This window comes from Synechococcus sp. N26, from assembly GCF_900473975.1.
Lineage (GTDB): Bacteria > Cyanobacteriota > Cyanobacteriia > PCC-6307 > Cyanobiaceae > Parasynechococcus.
Genome location: NZ_UCNM01000002.1, coordinates 535,338 through 548,963 on the forward strand (window position 1 = coordinate 535,338; position 13,626 = coordinate 548,963).

Genomic DNA, 13,626 nt, shown 5'->3' on the forward strand with positions numbered 1-13,626 from the left:
TCTCTCTGATTAGGGGGCCAAACGCGCTCGGTGCAGCCTGCTCTTCTCGTACCAGGCTGCAAATTCAGGGGCCCACTCCACCATGTGGGGCCACATCAGATCACAGAGCTGGCGGATCTCCAGCTGGGCATCGAGCTTGGCACGCAGGTCCATGAAGTGCAGGAACGCCCGCAGGCTGAAGCTCACCACAAAATGCTGGCGGTAGTCGAAGGGAAGGATGCCGCGGGCGTGCTCCTCGGCGAAGCCCTCCCTGAGCAGATCCCTGTAGCGCTCGGCGGCGCTACGGCAGAGATCAAGATCCTGTTGGCGGAGTGCTTCGGTGTAGGCGTATTTCTTGCCCTGCCGATCGCTGTACTCGCCGATGGGCCTCAGATAGAACACCTCTTCCAGGTCCAGGGCTCCATCCGCTGCACGGCAGATGCGTTCACCTGTGTAACGCATCGACTGAACATCGAAGCTCACCCCAACCCGGTGGGTGCGGGCCTGCTGCATCACCGAGTGCGGGAACCAGCCCACGTTCAGCACGATCTGTGCATGCTCCATCGGGCCGTAGTGGCCGCGCTCTCCAGACAGCAGGCGTTTCACACAGATCTCTCCAGCCCGCTGCTCATCAGGCCAGTTGGCACGATCTCCGGCCACGAATCCTTCGCTGTAGTCCTGATGCATGGCGGCGTACACGCATTGCTGCGGGTTCGGCGTAGCTGCGATCAGATCGACCCGAAAGCGGTCCATGGGAGCGTCAGAGTGACGAGTTGTGGTGATCATGGCGAGGCGTGTCAACCATGGCTGCGGGGCCCCGCGTTGGCTGGGCTTGAGGCCCCTGCCATCGCGTTGTTCGCAGAGGGGGGCGTCAGCAGCTGGCTGATGTTGCCGACGCCAGGCAAGGCCGGCAACGGCTGATTTTCAAGCAGTGCTGTGGTGAGCAGCTGGAGTTCCTCAGCGCTGCGCAAGCCGAGGGATCGCCCCTTGGCTTCCCCCTCGGCGTTGAAGAGGTTCAACTGGGGAATGCCGTTGACGTCGTAGCGATCAACTAGATCTTGCCAACGGGGGTTGTCGACGTTGACCAGAACAACATCGAGTCGATCGCGCGATTGCTTCTCCAAAGCCAGCATCGAAGGTGCCATCTCTCTGCAGACCTGGCACCAATCGGCGTAGAACTCGATCAGCGTTGGGCGTCCGTTGGTTAACGCTGTTTGTGGGTCGAGGGATCGTCTCGCCAGCTGCTCCATCGGACTTTCGCTCTGAATGCCTCCGCGTAGGACAACCAGGCCCATGGCCAGAGCTACCGCAATCAGCACCAGCACCCATCGCTGCGCTGTGCCCAGGGGTGAAGACTCCGGGGTGCCTGTCATCGCACGTCAACCGCAGCGATCACTCTGGCAGCTCCTTCGAAAGGCCGCCGCTACCTTGACGCCATGCCAATTCTGCGACTGCTGAGCCTTCCGGTTCGGGCGCCGTTGCTGACGGTGCTATTTCTCGTTGCGGTTGTGCTCGGCAACCATTGGCAGATTGTTCAGCCCTCCTTCACGTCTCTCTATGGCGTGAGTGCGGCCTGGTTCTGGTGTCTCGTGCTGCTGCAGACGCAGGTGGTTGTCGTCTTCTGCACCATGCCCGATCTGCTGTTGCGCCAGGTGTCGTTGCTGATGGCGTCGAGCCGGGTGATGACGTTGGTGGTCACGCTGCTGGTGGTGATCACCGGTGGCATCTATCTGCTGAAGCTCAATGTGCTCACCGACGTGTTGATCCTGGCCTCAGCCGTGCTCTTGGCCAGGCTCGATCTCATCCGCATCGGTGTTCTGCCCGCCGCCGGGATCTGCCTCCTTCTGATGAGTTTGGTCGTGATCGCTGGCATCGTCGCCGGCACGCTTCTGCCCCATCCCAGCGCCAGTCTCTTTGCAGAACGATTGATTGCCGCCTAGGTAGCCGAGCAGATTGTCCAGCACTTTCTTGGTGTAGAAGCGTGTTTCCGGGTAGGGAATGCGTTCCACCCAGAGCGCATCGTCGTCTTGATCCGTGGGTTGTGCCCAAGAGGCCACAGCACCAGGCCCGGCGTTGTAGCTGGCAATGCTGCGAAATGGGTCGCTTTCCCATTGCTCCAGCAAGTGGTTGAGGTAGCGCGCGCCCAGTTCGAAGTTGTCGGCGGGATCCTTCAGCATCAGCGTGCTGGTTGGTGCGTCAGCCATCTCTGTGGCTGTGGAGGGCATCAATTGCATCACGCCTACGGCCCCAGCAGGGGAGACGATACCGGGAGCAAAGCGTGATTCCTGTTTGGCGATCGCTCGCAGCAGATTGGCCTGAACGCCTGCTTGCTCTGCCGCTGTCTGTATCTCAGCTTCGAAGAGGCGAGGGAATTGGCTGCGATGCAGGAGAGTCCATTGATGGCAGCTCGGATTACGCCAGCGGAGGCTGAGCCACCAGAGCTGGTCCAGTCCCATCCAGGTGTCCCCGATGGCGAGGCGCAGCCTGCCTTCGGCGAGACGTTCTTCAGGTGGCGGCGGGACTGCAGGGTCTGCCTGGGCCTGCCAGGCCTCCCAGGCGGCGTGCACCTGGCCCAGGCGCCAAAGCTCGTTCACCAGGCGGTGATGGCTGTTGAGCGGTTGCCAGGCTGGCGGCTCCTGCTGCGGGTCTGGGGATCGCAACGCAAGGGGTTCGGCCACACCCAGGTGCTCCATGGCGCGCCAGCGGTAGTAGCCCCCGGGGAAGGCCCCGATCAGGCGGCGCCAGCTGCGTTCTGCCTTTGTCGTTTCGCCGAGTTGCTTGTGGCTAAGCCCCAACCAGAACAGCCGCCGCGTCTCCAACGGTGGAGGCAGGGGGCCATTTTTATCGGGGCGTTCCAGCAGGGCACGGGCACGATCCCAATCTCCAGCCAGAAATGCCTCGCGGGCGAGGTCCCATTGCAGTTGCCAGATGTCGGGGTCGTTGGGCCAGCGGCTCAGGGCGGCATCCGCCCCATCGCCGCCTGCGAGTCGCACGCGAGCTGCTGCAACAGCGGCTGAGCGCTCCTCAAGGGCAGCCGGAAGCGCATCCAGAACCCCAGGCTGGGCATCGAGCGGTTCACTCAAGATCTGTGCTGCTTCAAGGCTGGCGGGGTGGTTTGGGTGGTTCTGCGCCAGGGTCAGCAGCCGGGCTGTACCTGCATCAGGGTTGCCATGCAGCAGCAGGGAACGACCGATGGCCAGCTGGGTCTCAGGGGAGGCCTCAAGCTCCTGAAGACAGGTCACTGCGGTGTCGGCATGGCCTTGCTTTGCCAGTGCTTGCGCCAAGGTTTGGCGTTGGTCGGGTTGAGGTGCCTGCGCCCCCGTGGCCTCGCAGGCGTCACGCATCAGCCCAAGGGCGCCGGCTCGGCGCGCATTCCAACGGGCCAGGTGCAAGGCGCCTTGATGGCTTGCCAGCGCTTCGGAGCCATCCCGAGCCGCCAGGGTCAGTGCTGCGGGGTGTGCGGGTTGCTGTTGGAGCAGCTGCTGATGAAGAACGGGATTGTTGTTGCCAAGCGCCAATCGAGCCCAAGCGGAGCCGGGTGCTTTGGGAAAGCGATCCAACAGGCGCTGCCAGGTCTCAGCAGCGTCCGATGGCTTGCCCTGGGCGGCAGCGGTGAGGGCTGCCCGTTCGAGCACCACGGCCGCCATCGGATCGCGCCCCCAGCCTTGGCCATGGAGCAGTTGCGGTGACCCATCCCTCGCCACCATCAACAGGGCGGCCTCTCGACGGGTCTGCGGATCGATGGCCCAGCGGTAGTGCTGCCAGAGCCTTGCCTGCGAGACCTCAGGCGTGAGGCGCTGATGCTGCTTGTTCAGAAGCAGCTGCCCGCCCCATGCAGCTAACCCACTGAAACCAGCAACCGAAAGCAGCAGCAGCGTTCCGATTCGCGGCCCTGCCTGCACACCCAACCTTGAACTCGTTTCATTCTGATGCTTCAAAGAGAGTTGGCGAGCCTTTGATCGCCTGTGGGCCATGGAGGGCAGAGCCGCACCTGTCACGTCCTTGGAAATCAGCCTCAGAGGTGCTTCCTATGGTGCTGTCCACGATTGAGACCCATGGTTCAAGAGGCGTGCTCCCCGATCGGCCCCGCTCTCGGTGACGCTGCGCCAGGGTTTGGAACCGATGGAATCCGTGGGCTCGCCGGCACGGTTCTCACCCCCGCCCTGTGTCTTCAAGTGGGCTATTGGGTCGGTCGGGTTCTGCAGGCGGAAGGTCCTGTTCTGATCGGGATGGACTCCCGGACCAGCGGCAGCATGGTGGTTGCTGCCCTGACGGCCGGCTTGACGGCAGCTGGTCGCGATGTGTGGACCCTTGGGCTCTGTCCGACGCCGGCGGTTCCGTTGTTGATCCGCCAGCTGGGGGCCGCCGGCGGCCTGATGGTCTCCGCCAGCCATAACCCCCCTGCAGACAACGGCATCAAAGTGTTTGGGGCCGATGGCGCCAAACTCAGCGCCTCCCGTCAAGCCCAGGTGGAAGCCGGTCTGCAGGGGCAGACGCCCATGGCTGAGCAAGCAACATTCCGCTGCGGTGTGGCGCGATCCAGCGCCGATCTCCTGGATGGCTACAGAGAGGTGTTGCAGCAATCGGTGGCTGAACGGCGACTGGATGGCGTTCCCATCGTTTTGGACCTCTGCTGGGGATCCGCGACGGCGTGCGGTGCCGATGCCTTCCGTGCCCTGGGGGCTGATCTCACCGTGCTCCATGGGGAACCCGATGGCTCCCGCATCAACGTGGCTTGCGGGTCAACCCATCTGGAACCGCTGCAACGGGCTGTGATCGAGCGCGGCGCGGCGATGGGTTTTGCCTTTGATGGTGATGCCGATCGGATGCTGGCGGTGGACGGCCGCGGCCGGATCATCGACGGCGACCACGTGCTGTTTCTCTGGGGATCCGTGCTGCAGGAGCAACAGGCGCTCCCCGATCAGCGGTTGGTGGCCACTGTGATGTCGAACCTTGGCTTCGAGCGTGCCTGGCAGCAGCGGGGCGGCACCCTTGATCGCACGCCGGTGGGAGATCAGCACGTCCATGCCGCGATGGTGGCCAGTGGCGCGGGCCTCGGTGGAGAACAATCCGGCCACATCCTTTCCGCTTCCCATGGGCTGTGTGGTGATGGTGTTCTGACCGCCGTTCAGTTGGCCACCCTGTGCCATGCCCAGGGCATCAGCCTGAGCGATTGGTTGGACCGCAGTTTCCAGGCCTATCCGCAGAAATTGGTCAATGTGCGGGTGATCGACCGTTTGCGCCGTAAGAACTGGAGCGCGTGTACTGCTCTCACCGACGCCATTGCTTCAGCGGAGCAGTTGATGGGCGAGACCGGTCGCATTTTGGTACGGGCCAGTGGTACGGAGCCTGTCTTGCGGGTGATGGTGGAAGCCGAGCAGTCGGACGCTGTGGAGCATTGGACGGGGCATCTGGCCGCCGTTGCCGAGGAGCATCTCAACGCGGCCTGAGGTTTAAGGCCTCGGCCATCAGGAGGGCGCCATCACAGGCATCGCCCTTGGCCTTGCCCCATCGGGCTTCGGGAATCGACTGATGGATGGCCTGTTGCACGGCTGTGCGGAACCCCTGGAGATGGGTGACGGCTCCCCCATGGCAGACCACCAGGGGGGATCGAAGGGAAAGCTGCTGGGCCACGGTGCTGATGCAGCGGGAGAGGGCTGCTGCCGATCCCTGAACGATCTCCTCCGCGCCCGGGCAGTCCTTGGCTGCGGCTTCCACCACCAGTGGAGCCAAGGCTGCAAAGTCAGCCGTGCCGAAGTCCTGCTGCACCACCCGGGCTTTCACTGCGGCGTGGCTGTCGCAGCCCATCTGATTCCAGATCTGCAGGCGCAGTGGATGGTCGGGCAGGCGTCCATCGGCCATGCGCAGAGTCAGCTGCAATCCCTGGTGGCCGAGATCAAAGGCCGAGCCGGCTCCATCGAGCAGCCATCCCCAGCCGCCACAGCGGTGTTCATGGCCCTTCTCGTCTCGGCCCAGCACGATCATTCCGGTGCCGCTGATCGCCAGGATTCCTGCGCCTTCAGGGATCGCACCTCGCAAGGCGGTGCGTTCGTCTCCAGTGACCAGCACCTTGGTCAAGCCTGTGTCATCACCGATGGCCAGGGCTTGCCCCACCAAACGTTCAGCACGCTGTTGCAACGCTGTTCCGTGTTCGATGCCGCTGGCTCCCACAACGGCCGCCTGGATCACGCCATCGGGGTGATTTTTCAGGGCCTGCTGCGCACTGGTGCTAATCGCCTCGAGGAAACGACTTTCACCCTGGGGGGCATTCAGGTGGCTGACTCCAGGGCCCTCGCCTTCTCCAACGGGCTGGTGCATGCCGTTTTGAACCACGCTGAGGCGGCAGCGGGTGTGCGTCTGTCCGGCATCGAAGCCAGCGAGCAGTCTCATGATTCCCTGGGTCGACTCACCAGGCTGGCCAGAGCAAACCAGCCGATCAGCTGCACTTCGGGGCGGAAGAAAATTGTGTCGGTGCTGCCCTGCATCAGCAGGCCAGCGATGGCAGCGAGGCTGGCGATGGATGCCAAAGCGCTTGGAGCATCGGCATTGAGCTGCTTGAGGCCCTGCCTCAGGCTGCTGGCCAGCAATCCCAGGCAGGCCAGCAGCCCGGGAATGCCGGTTTCCACCAGGATTTCCAAGGGAACGGAGTAGGCACTGAGGGCGTTGAACTTCGGTTGCTGATACAGGGGATAGATGCTGTTGAAGGCCGTATTGCCAGGGCCGATGCCCAGCCAGGGACGGTCTTGCACCATCTGGATGGCCGCCATCCAGACGTTGATGCGGAAGTTGTTGGAACTATCCCCCCGTCCCGCCAGCAGGCTGGTGACGCGCGTGCGGATCGGATCGATCTGGGTGGCCGCCACCACAAGGCAAGCGGCTCCAACCAGCAGCACGGCCAGAGGCACAAGACGTCTCCAAAGCGGAGGCCAGTGGCGTGTCCAGCGCAGCAGCAGCAACAACAGCAGCACGGCACCGGCAGCAACCATTCCCAGCCAGCCGCCGCGGCTGTAGGTGAACAGCGTGGCTGTTGATGTCAACACCAATGTGGTTCCTGCAAACAGCTGGGCTCCCACCCCACGCCAGCGCACCAGTGCGATCGCTGCGAAGGGAATCAGCGGCAGCAGGTAACCCGCCAGGAGGTTGGGGTTTCCCAGGGGGCCATAGATCCGAACGGTGCCGGCACTGATGGAATTCGGATCGGCCCAGCCCGCCAGTTCCTCGCTGGAGGCATACAGCTGTCGCAAAGCCAGAACACTGCTGAGCAGCCCGCCACTCAGCAGTCCGGCGATCAGCCGGTTCCACCATCGGCTGTTGCTCAGCAGCAGCTTGCAGAGCAAGGCATAAACGCCCAGGTAGCTGAGCAGTTTGATCAGGCCTTTGCTGGCGGCGATTGGAACTGGAGAACACCCCGTGGCCACAATCGCGATGGCCAGAAAAAGCATCAGCCAGCGCGAGATGGTTCCGATGCGCTGAGGTGGCGGACTGCAGAGGCACCAGAGCAGCCACAGAACGCCGCAGGCTGCAATCACCAGGGCCAGGCCTGTCCGTGTGAAGAAAGGAAGACCGGTGAACAAGGCCAGCAGCAGGAGTCCCGCCAGCCCTTCAAGGCGTTTCAGCACCGCCTGATCCGGAGTACTCACCCCCTGCCAGCGCACCAACAGGGCCCCACCGCGTGCCGTCTGGGTTGCATCCGCAGAGGCCATCGTGGGGCTTCAGGTGGTGAGTGCTTCCGCCGGATTATCGATCTCCTGCCAGCGCTGTTCCAGATCTGACACGGAAGGAAGTGGATTCTGGTTCCGGCGATACAGCACCCGGTAGACGGGGAGGTTTTGCTCAAGCACGTAGCGCTCCCGTTCCGTGGGAACCGAAAGCGGGTTGCTGGCGCGCCAGGGACGTTGGTCCTCGGCGGGGCGGTCGAAACAGTCGCTGAGTTCGCTGAGAGCCACCATCGGCTCAATCACGTCCAGAACATCGCTTTGCAGAAACAGCTCACGGCCTGGTTGGAGTGCCGTTGCGATGGCCAGAAGCAGCGCGGGTTGCAGGACACGGCGCTTGTGGTGCCTGCGTTTGAACCAGGGATCGGGGAATTGGATCGAGACCCGCTGCAGTCGGTCCTGCTTCAGGGCCTTCATCCAGCCTTCCAGGCTGATGTTGGCGTTGCAGAACAGGATCCGAACATTGCCGTGCTCCGAGGCGAGCGCGTCTTGATCGGCAGACGTCACCAGCGGTCGGCGGATTTCAACGCCGAGATGGTTCCAGTGGGGATCACGCTCGGCCAAGCCCAGCAGGCAGCGGCCACGGGCGCAGCCGATATCAAGGTGGATCGGCTGATCAGGAACGCGAAACAGCTGCTCGGGTGGTGGTAATTCCAGCGGCAACTGGAAGAAGCTGCTGAGGGGATTGACGTGCTGACGCAAGGTTCTGAAGCGGTGCGATCCGGTTCAATCGAGATTGTCAGAGCCACTGCCGGAGGAGCTGTCGGGGTCCTGGCGCAGCAAGCCCCAGCAGGCGGTGTAGCCATGCAGATGTGTTGTCCCGCCGACGGGTCCGATCTCACCGTTGCAGAACGCTCCCGCCACAGGCAGGTCTGGCATTAGTTGACGCGCCAGGCTGATGTCGCCATCGGCTCGACCAAACAGCCCCTGGCCCCGTCCCAGGCAGGCCATGAGCAGTCCGAAGTGGACCGTGTCGTCAGAATCAGTTGTCGCTGCCTTTAGCAGGGCAACGGCTTCGTCCTGGGAGGCCGTTGCTTCGCGCAGGTGAAATTGCACGTTTTGGCCGGCGCGCACCCGCTCTGCAACGGCCACGGCGCCATTGTTGGGATCGACTCCGATCAGGTTGCGGATCAGGAAGGCACTCGCTTCCGAGGCTGCTCCGTTGGCGTTCAGCCGCAGGCTGCTGCGTTCCACACCGAGGAACAACGAGTGACGCACCAGTTCGCGCTCCCGTTCGCTGAGGTCCGCCAGAACCCGTTGCAGGCAATTGATGGGGCTGGCCTTGGTGCTGCCATCACTGAGTTCCAGCAACACGTTGCGCTGCACCTGCTCGATTGAGAAGACCGGGCCGATGGGGCGGCATCCCTGGGCCACCACGGTTTCGAGCCTCCAGCTTCCCCCGATGGAACACACCAATGCGCCGGTGACGACCTGGTCATCCAGCAGCAACGATCCGTGCGGGCTGTTGTGGGGTGCGGCGATGCCGCCAATCTTTTCGGCACTCGGATAGGCGTAGTCCAGCCCGCTGATCAGGTCATTGATTCCACTGCTGGTGGGGTCGATCAGCAGGATCTGGCTGCGGGCTGCCTCGGGGGTGATGCCAACCCAGTCTTGCCATTGCTGGGCGGCTCCATCCAGATCAGGCAGCTCTTCGGTGCTCAGGTGTTGAGTGGCGATCGATGCCCCCGGCAGGGAGAGCAGCGTCATGCTCAAAGCAGGTGTCTGCTCCAGTTCCGCGGCGCTTCCGTCGCCGCGGGTGCCCACCACGCCGCCACCGGTGCATCCGATCCAATGCTTCGCGCTGATCTGGGCGCGAAGCATCGGCAGCAGCCGCGGCAGGTCGGTGGCGTAACTCGTGGAGGTGAAGACGAGGGCGAGATCGGCTTCGCCCTTGGATCGGCCCAGTTGCTCGACCACATCCCTTACGGCTTCATCCAGGGACGCTTTGCCAGACAACCCTGTCCGGCAACTGGCTTCAGCGCCCCCGGAGCGAAACCAGCTGAACGGTGCGAACGGTGCCATGAAGCGGACCCTATCAACCCTGGAGCACAGCTCGGGACGTTGATAATGGCGGCACTGTGACAGTCCCCAGTGAACGAGCTCACGTACCGCGCTCTGGTGTGGCTGACCTATCGCCTGGCCGCCACCTTCGCCGTTGGTGTGCCTCTGATCCTGTTGATCTGGTCGTCCTGGCGTCGCGAGCCGTTGGTGCTGCGACTGCTCGGCATCTATTGGAAAGTGGCCAGCCTGATGGCGATCAGCCTGTTGCTGCTGACGGATCAGCGGCCCTTGGGCTACGCCATGGCGGTTGTCGCACCGGTGTTGATGGTGATCAGCCTGTGGTTCTGGGTCGACATCAATGAGGAGCTGGACGACCAGCCGCTCTGGCGTCCGCTGCCCCTTGCCGTGAAGGTGTGGCGTTGGGCATTCAGTGGGTTTGCTCTCATCAGCCTGGGCATGAGCGTGACGGGTTTGGGCTGTATGCAACAGCTGGAGTCCTCGGCATGCCTCACCTGGCTGGAAGCTCCTCAGGGCATCCATGGTCTTGCGGCCACGGTGTTCAATTTTCTGTTCGGTGGTTTGTGGACCGAGGCCGTTGCTGCCTTTGTGGGGTACGTCGCCCTGGTGGCTTACCTGGCTGGTCTGCTGCAGTGGCTGTTGGTGCGTTTGCCCCGTTACGGCCGCGTGGCGGGGGATTTCTGATGACTAACCAGGCGCTGGTTCAGGCCCTGGAGGAGCGAACGCGTGTTCAGCCCCAGCGGGTTGTCCGCCTAAGGGGTCAGGTCGTGGATGAGCCGTTTGAGTTGCTGATCTTCCGTGGGTTCAGCAGCAGCACCACCCATCCAACCGCCTTTGACCCCGACGCCTCTGTTCTCCCTGAGGGAACCAGCCTCGATCAGGCTGAGCTGCTTCAGGGGCCCTTGTCGCCAGGTCAGGAGGTTGTCCTGGCTGGACCGATGCCGCCGAACGATCTCCTGGTTCAGGCCAACTGGTGAGTCCGGCGTTCCAGAACCCCAACACAGCGCCCACAGATGTGGGGATTTTCCGGGTGCTGACCCACATCCCCCTCGTAGTGCCAGCAGCGCTCGCATTTGGTTCCCCGCGCTCGGCTCACCTCGATCGATGCGAGCTCGTCGTCCTGGCTGGCCAGCACTTCGGCCCAGGGCTCGCCGCCAATCTGCAGTTGTGAGACCAGCAGCCAGTCCCGCAGACCGTCCACCTCGGGATCCCCCGTCTCACTCAGCCAGGAGAGAGCGGCCTGGAGTTCCGGACGGCGGGCGTCAATCCGTACGGCTGCCTCAAGCGATGCGCCAAGTTCCTGACGGCCGCGGCAATCTTCAAGCACTTTGTTGACGGCGGCGCGGAGCTCCCGCAGCTCTTGTACCGGAGCGCTGAGAGCAGCATCACGCCACTCGGTTGGGACCTTCGGCCAGCCGCGGTGGAAGACCGATGTCTCCTCCACGGGGTAAGGCAGGTTCTGCCAGATGTCTTCGGCCATGTGGCACAACACAGGGGCGATCAGTCCGGCCAGGCGTTCGATGATCAGGGCCATCACGGTCTGGCAGCTGCGCCGGCGCTGGTCGGCGGGGGCACTCACGTAGAGCCTGTCCTTGGCGATGTCGAGGTAGAAGTTCGACAGATCGGTGACACAGAAGTTCTGCAGCAGCTGGAAGAAGCGGAAGAACTCGAAGCTTTCGAAGGCTTCTGTGATGTCGTCCATCACCTCGGCCGTGCGCTGCAGCATCCAGCGGTCCAGCAACGGCAGTTCCGCAATCGGGATCGCGTCGGTTGCCGGATTGAAGTCGTGCAGGTTGCCCAGCAGATAGCGGCTGGTGTTGCGCACCTTGCGATACACATCGGCCAGCTGGCGCAGAATCCCCGCTCCGATCGGCACATCGGCGGAGTAATCCACCGAGCTCACCCAGAGCCGCAGCACATCGGCGCCGTAGGGCGGTTCCTGTTTCTGGTTCTTGCCCCCCTCGATGATCACCATCGGGTCGACCACGTTGCCGAGGGATTTGCTCATCTTGCGGCCCTTCTCATCCAAGGCGAAGCCATGGGTGAGCACCCGCTTGTAGGGAGCGTGGCCATTCACGGCAACAGAGGTGAGCAGTGAACTCTGGAACCAGCCGCGGTGCTGGTCGGACCCTTCCAAGTACAGGTCGGCGGGATAGCTCAGGTTGTCCCGCTGGCTGGCGACGGCAGCCCAGCTTGAGCCGGAGTCGAACCACACGTCCATGGTGTCGGTGCCCTTGCGCCACTGATCGGCCTGGTCGGCGTAGGCGGGCGGCAGCAGATCCGCTTCGTCTTTCTCCCACCAGACGTCGGCACCGTGCTCGGCGATCAACGCCTGGATGTGCTCCAGGGTGTCGGCGTTCAGCAGCACCTCGCCGTTGCTGCGGTGATAAAAGACGGGAATCGGCACCCCCCAGGTGCGCTGACGGGAGATGCACCAGTCGCCCCGCTCCTTGACCATCGATTCGATCCGGTTGCGACCGGAAGCAGGGGTCCACTCCACGGCGGCGATCGCATCCAGGGCCTGTTGACGGAACCCTTCCACGGAGGCAAACCACTGTTCCGTGGCTCGGAAGATGGTGGGTTTCTTGGTGCGCCAGTCGTAGGGGTAGCGGTGGCCATAGGCCTCCTGCTTGAGCAGGGCCCCGGCGCACTCCAGCGCCTCAATGATCTTGGGGTTGGCATCCTTGAGCACATTCAGGCCCGCGAACGGCCCGGCCTCGTCCGTGAGGTTGCCGGCTTCGTCCACAGGGCAGAGCACCGGCAGGCCGTTCTTCTGGCCGGTGTGGAAGTCGTCGACGCCGTGACCAGGTGCGGTGTGCACGAGGCCTGTGCCTGATTCGGTGGTGATGTAATCGCCCCCGATCACCACCGGACTGGTGCGATCCAGCAGCGGGTGGCGGTAGGTCAGCCCGGCGAGCAGAGCGCCTTTGACGGTGGCGCGCCGGCTCAGTGGGCGCGCAAGGGTGCCGCTCAGCGTCTCGATCAGATCGGCAGCCACCAGCAGCAGTCGGCCTTCGCCGTCGTCGGCCAGGGCGTAATCGAGCCTTTCATTCACCGACACCGCCAGATTGGCCGGTAGCGTCCAGGGGGTGGTGGTCCAGATCGCCACCTGCAGGGCCTTCCCAAGGGCGTCCGTCTCCGTGGGCAGGTCCAGGCCCTCGGCCTTGAGTGCATCCCGCAGCGCCGCTGGAAGCTCCACGGCTGGGAAGGCGGCGTAGACGCTGGGACTGGTGTGGCCGTCGGGGTACTCCAGTTCCGCTTCGGCCAAAGCGGTGCGTGAACTTGGGCTCCAGTGCACCGGTTTCAGACCCCGGTAGATGTGCCCCTTGAGCACCATCTCGCCAAACACCCGAATCTGAGCCGATTCGTACTCCTTTTGCAGAGTCAGATACGGCTGCTCCCAGTCCGCCCAGATGCCCCAGCGCTGGAAGCCTTTCATCTGGCCATCCACCTGTTTGCGGGCGTAGGCGGCAGCCTTTTTGCGCAGCTTGATCGGTGTCAGCGCCTTGCGCTGCTCCTGATCCATCGACTGCAGCACCTTGAGCTCGATCGGCAGACCGTGGCAGTCCCAGCCCGGTACGTAGCGCACTCGCCGCCCGTTCAACACCTGATATTTGTTGATGACATCCTTCAACACCTTGTTGAGGGCATGCCCCATGTGCAGCGCACCGTTGGCGTAGGGCGGGCCGTCATGGAGGGTGAAGGTTGGGCCGCTGTTGTTCAGGCCCAGCTCGCCGTCGATGCCGTGGTCTTTCCAGAAGCCCTGCAGTTCAGGTTCGCGTTGGACGGCATTGGCGCGCATGCCGAATCCCGTCTGCAGCAGATTGAGGGTGTGTTTGTAGGAGGGGCGTTCCTCAGCGGCGGCGTCGCGCGTCTCCTTGCTCACGGGGTCCCTGCTCTGGCCTCGGGATTA

General features: G+C 63.5%; 11 protein-coding genes and 1 pseudogene. 4 read left to right on the forward strand and 8 right to left on the reverse strand.

What is annotated here, in order from left to right:
• Positions 1 to 9 precede the first annotated feature (9 nt).
• Together thyX and DXY33_RS02695 are read right to left on the reverse strand one after the other, a co-directional pair.
• Positions 10 to 732: an FAD-dependent thymidylate synthase gene (thyX, locus tag DXY33_RS02690; RefSeq protein WP_115131614.1), complete on the reverse strand. Its 723-nt coding sequence runs from the start codon at positions 730 to 732 to the stop codon at positions 10 to 12.
• A 44-nt stretch (positions 733 to 776) separates the two neighbouring features.
• On the reverse strand, positions 777 to 1,352 hold the full coding sequence (locus DXY33_RS02695; RefSeq protein WP_114988140.1) for a thioredoxin domain-containing protein: 576 nt from the start codon (positions 1,350 to 1,352) through the stop codon (positions 777 to 779).
• A 63-nt stretch (positions 1,353 to 1,415) separates the two neighbouring features.
• On the opposite strand from DXY33_RS02695, the gene DXY33_RS12640 reads away from it, so the two are divergent.
• Positions 1,416 to 1,919, forward strand: a complete 504-nt coding sequence (locus tag DXY33_RS12640) for a hypothetical protein (protein ID WP_244275827.1) — start codon at positions 1,416 to 1,418, stop codon at positions 1,917 to 1,919.
• Between the two features lie 87 nt (positions 1,920 to 2,006).
• Here the strand turns inward: DXY33_RS12640 and DXY33_RS12800 are convergent.
• Positions 2,007 to 3,953: pseudogene (locus DXY33_RS12800) on the reverse strand (transglycosylase SLT domain-containing protein); the annotation flags it as partial.
• An 81-nt stretch (positions 3,954 to 4,034) separates the two neighbouring features.
• Here DXY33_RS12800 and glmM point away from each other — a divergent pair.
• Positions 4,035 to 5,429 carry a phosphoglucosamine mutase gene (gene glmM, locus DXY33_RS02710; RefSeq protein ID WP_115131615.1) on the forward strand — a complete coding sequence of 465 codons (1,395 nt, stop codon included), beginning with the start codon at positions 4,035 to 4,037 and terminating at the stop codon, positions 5,427 to 5,429.
• Here glmM and DXY33_RS02715 read toward each other — a convergent pair.
• From DXY33_RS02715 to DXY33_RS02730, 4 genes are read right to left on the reverse strand one after another with little or no spacing between them, the layout of a single operon-like run.
• Positions 5,416 to 6,369, reverse strand: a complete 954-nt coding sequence (locus tag DXY33_RS02715; protein ID WP_115131616.1) for a BadF/BadG/BcrA/BcrD ATPase family protein — start codon at positions 6,367 to 6,369, stop codon at positions 5,416 to 5,418. The two genes, glmM and DXY33_RS02715, sit on opposite strands and share 14 nt — an antisense overlap.
• Complete coding sequence (locus DXY33_RS02720) at positions 6,366 to 7,682, reverse strand: IctB family putative bicarbonate transporter (RefSeq protein WP_115131617.1); 1,317 nt, start codon at positions 7,680 to 7,682, stop codon at positions 6,366 to 6,368. The genes DXY33_RS02715 and DXY33_RS02720 overlap by 4 nt, the downstream gene beginning before the upstream one ends.
• Positions 7,683 to 7,691: 9 nt before the next feature.
• Positions 7,692 to 8,396, reverse strand: a complete 705-nt coding sequence (gene trmB / locus DXY33_RS02725) for a tRNA (guanosine(46)-N7)-methyltransferase TrmB (RefSeq protein ID WP_115131618.1) — start codon at positions 8,394 to 8,396, stop codon at positions 7,692 to 7,694.
• Between the two features lie 24 nt (positions 8,397 to 8,420).
• Positions 8,421 to 9,716 (reverse strand): FIST N-terminal domain-containing protein, encoded by a 1,296-nt coding sequence (locus tag DXY33_RS02730; RefSeq protein WP_115131619.1) that lies wholly within the window; start codon positions 9,714 to 9,716, stop codon positions 8,421 to 8,423.
• Between the two features lie 69 nt (positions 9,717 to 9,785).
• On the opposite strand from DXY33_RS02730, the gene DXY33_RS02735 reads away from it, so the two are divergent.
• Both DXY33_RS02735 and DXY33_RS02740 read left to right on the forward strand, forming a co-directional pair.
• Entirely contained in the window at positions 9,786 to 10,397 is a 612-nt protein-coding gene (locus tag DXY33_RS02735) for a DUF3177 family protein (protein WP_115131620.1), read from the forward strand.
• On the forward strand, positions 10,397 to 10,690 hold the full coding sequence (locus DXY33_RS02740) for a hypothetical protein (protein ID WP_115131621.1): 294 nt from the start codon (positions 10,397 to 10,399) through the stop codon (positions 10,688 to 10,690). Before DXY33_RS02735 ends, DXY33_RS02740 begins: the two co-directional genes overlap by 1 nt.
• Here DXY33_RS02740 and ileS read toward each other — a convergent pair.
• Complete coding sequence (gene ileS, locus DXY33_RS02745; protein WP_115131622.1) at positions 10,675 to 13,599, reverse strand: isoleucine--tRNA ligase; 2,925 nt, start codon at positions 13,597 to 13,599, stop codon at positions 10,675 to 10,677. The genes DXY33_RS02740 and ileS overlap by 16 nt on opposite strands.
• Positions 13,600 to 13,626: the final 27 nt, after the last annotated feature.

Coding starts and splice junctions, on each gene's coding strand:
- thyX (WP_115131614.1), bottom strand. CDS start 732: ATGGACCGCTTTCGGGTCGATCTGATCGCAGCTACGCCGAACCCGCAG.
- DXY33_RS02695 (WP_114988140.1), bottom strand. CDS start 1,352: ATGACAGGCACCCCGGAGTCTTCACCCCTGGGCACAGCGCAGCGATGG.
- DXY33_RS12640 (WP_244275827.1), top strand. CDS start 1,416: ATGCCAATTCTGCGACTGCTGAGCCTTCCGGTTCGGGCGCCGTTGCTG.
- glmM (WP_115131615.1), top strand. CDS start 4,035: ATGGTTCAAGAGGCGTGCTCCCCGATCGGCCCCGCTCTCGGTGACGCT.
- DXY33_RS02715 (WP_115131616.1), bottom strand. CDS start 6,369: ATGAGACTGCTCGCTGGCTTCGATGCCGGACAGACGCACACCCGCTGC.
- DXY33_RS02720 (WP_115131617.1), bottom strand. CDS start 7,682: ATGGCCTCTGCGGATGCAACCCAGACGGCACGCGGTGGGGCCCTGTTG.
- DXY33_RS02730 (WP_115131619.1), bottom strand. CDS start 9,716: ATGGCACCGTTCGCACCGTTCAGCTGGTTTCGCTCCGGGGGCGCTGAA.
- DXY33_RS02740 (WP_115131621.1), top strand. CDS start 10,397: ATGACTAACCAGGCGCTGGTTCAGGCCCTGGAGGAGCGAACGCGTGTT.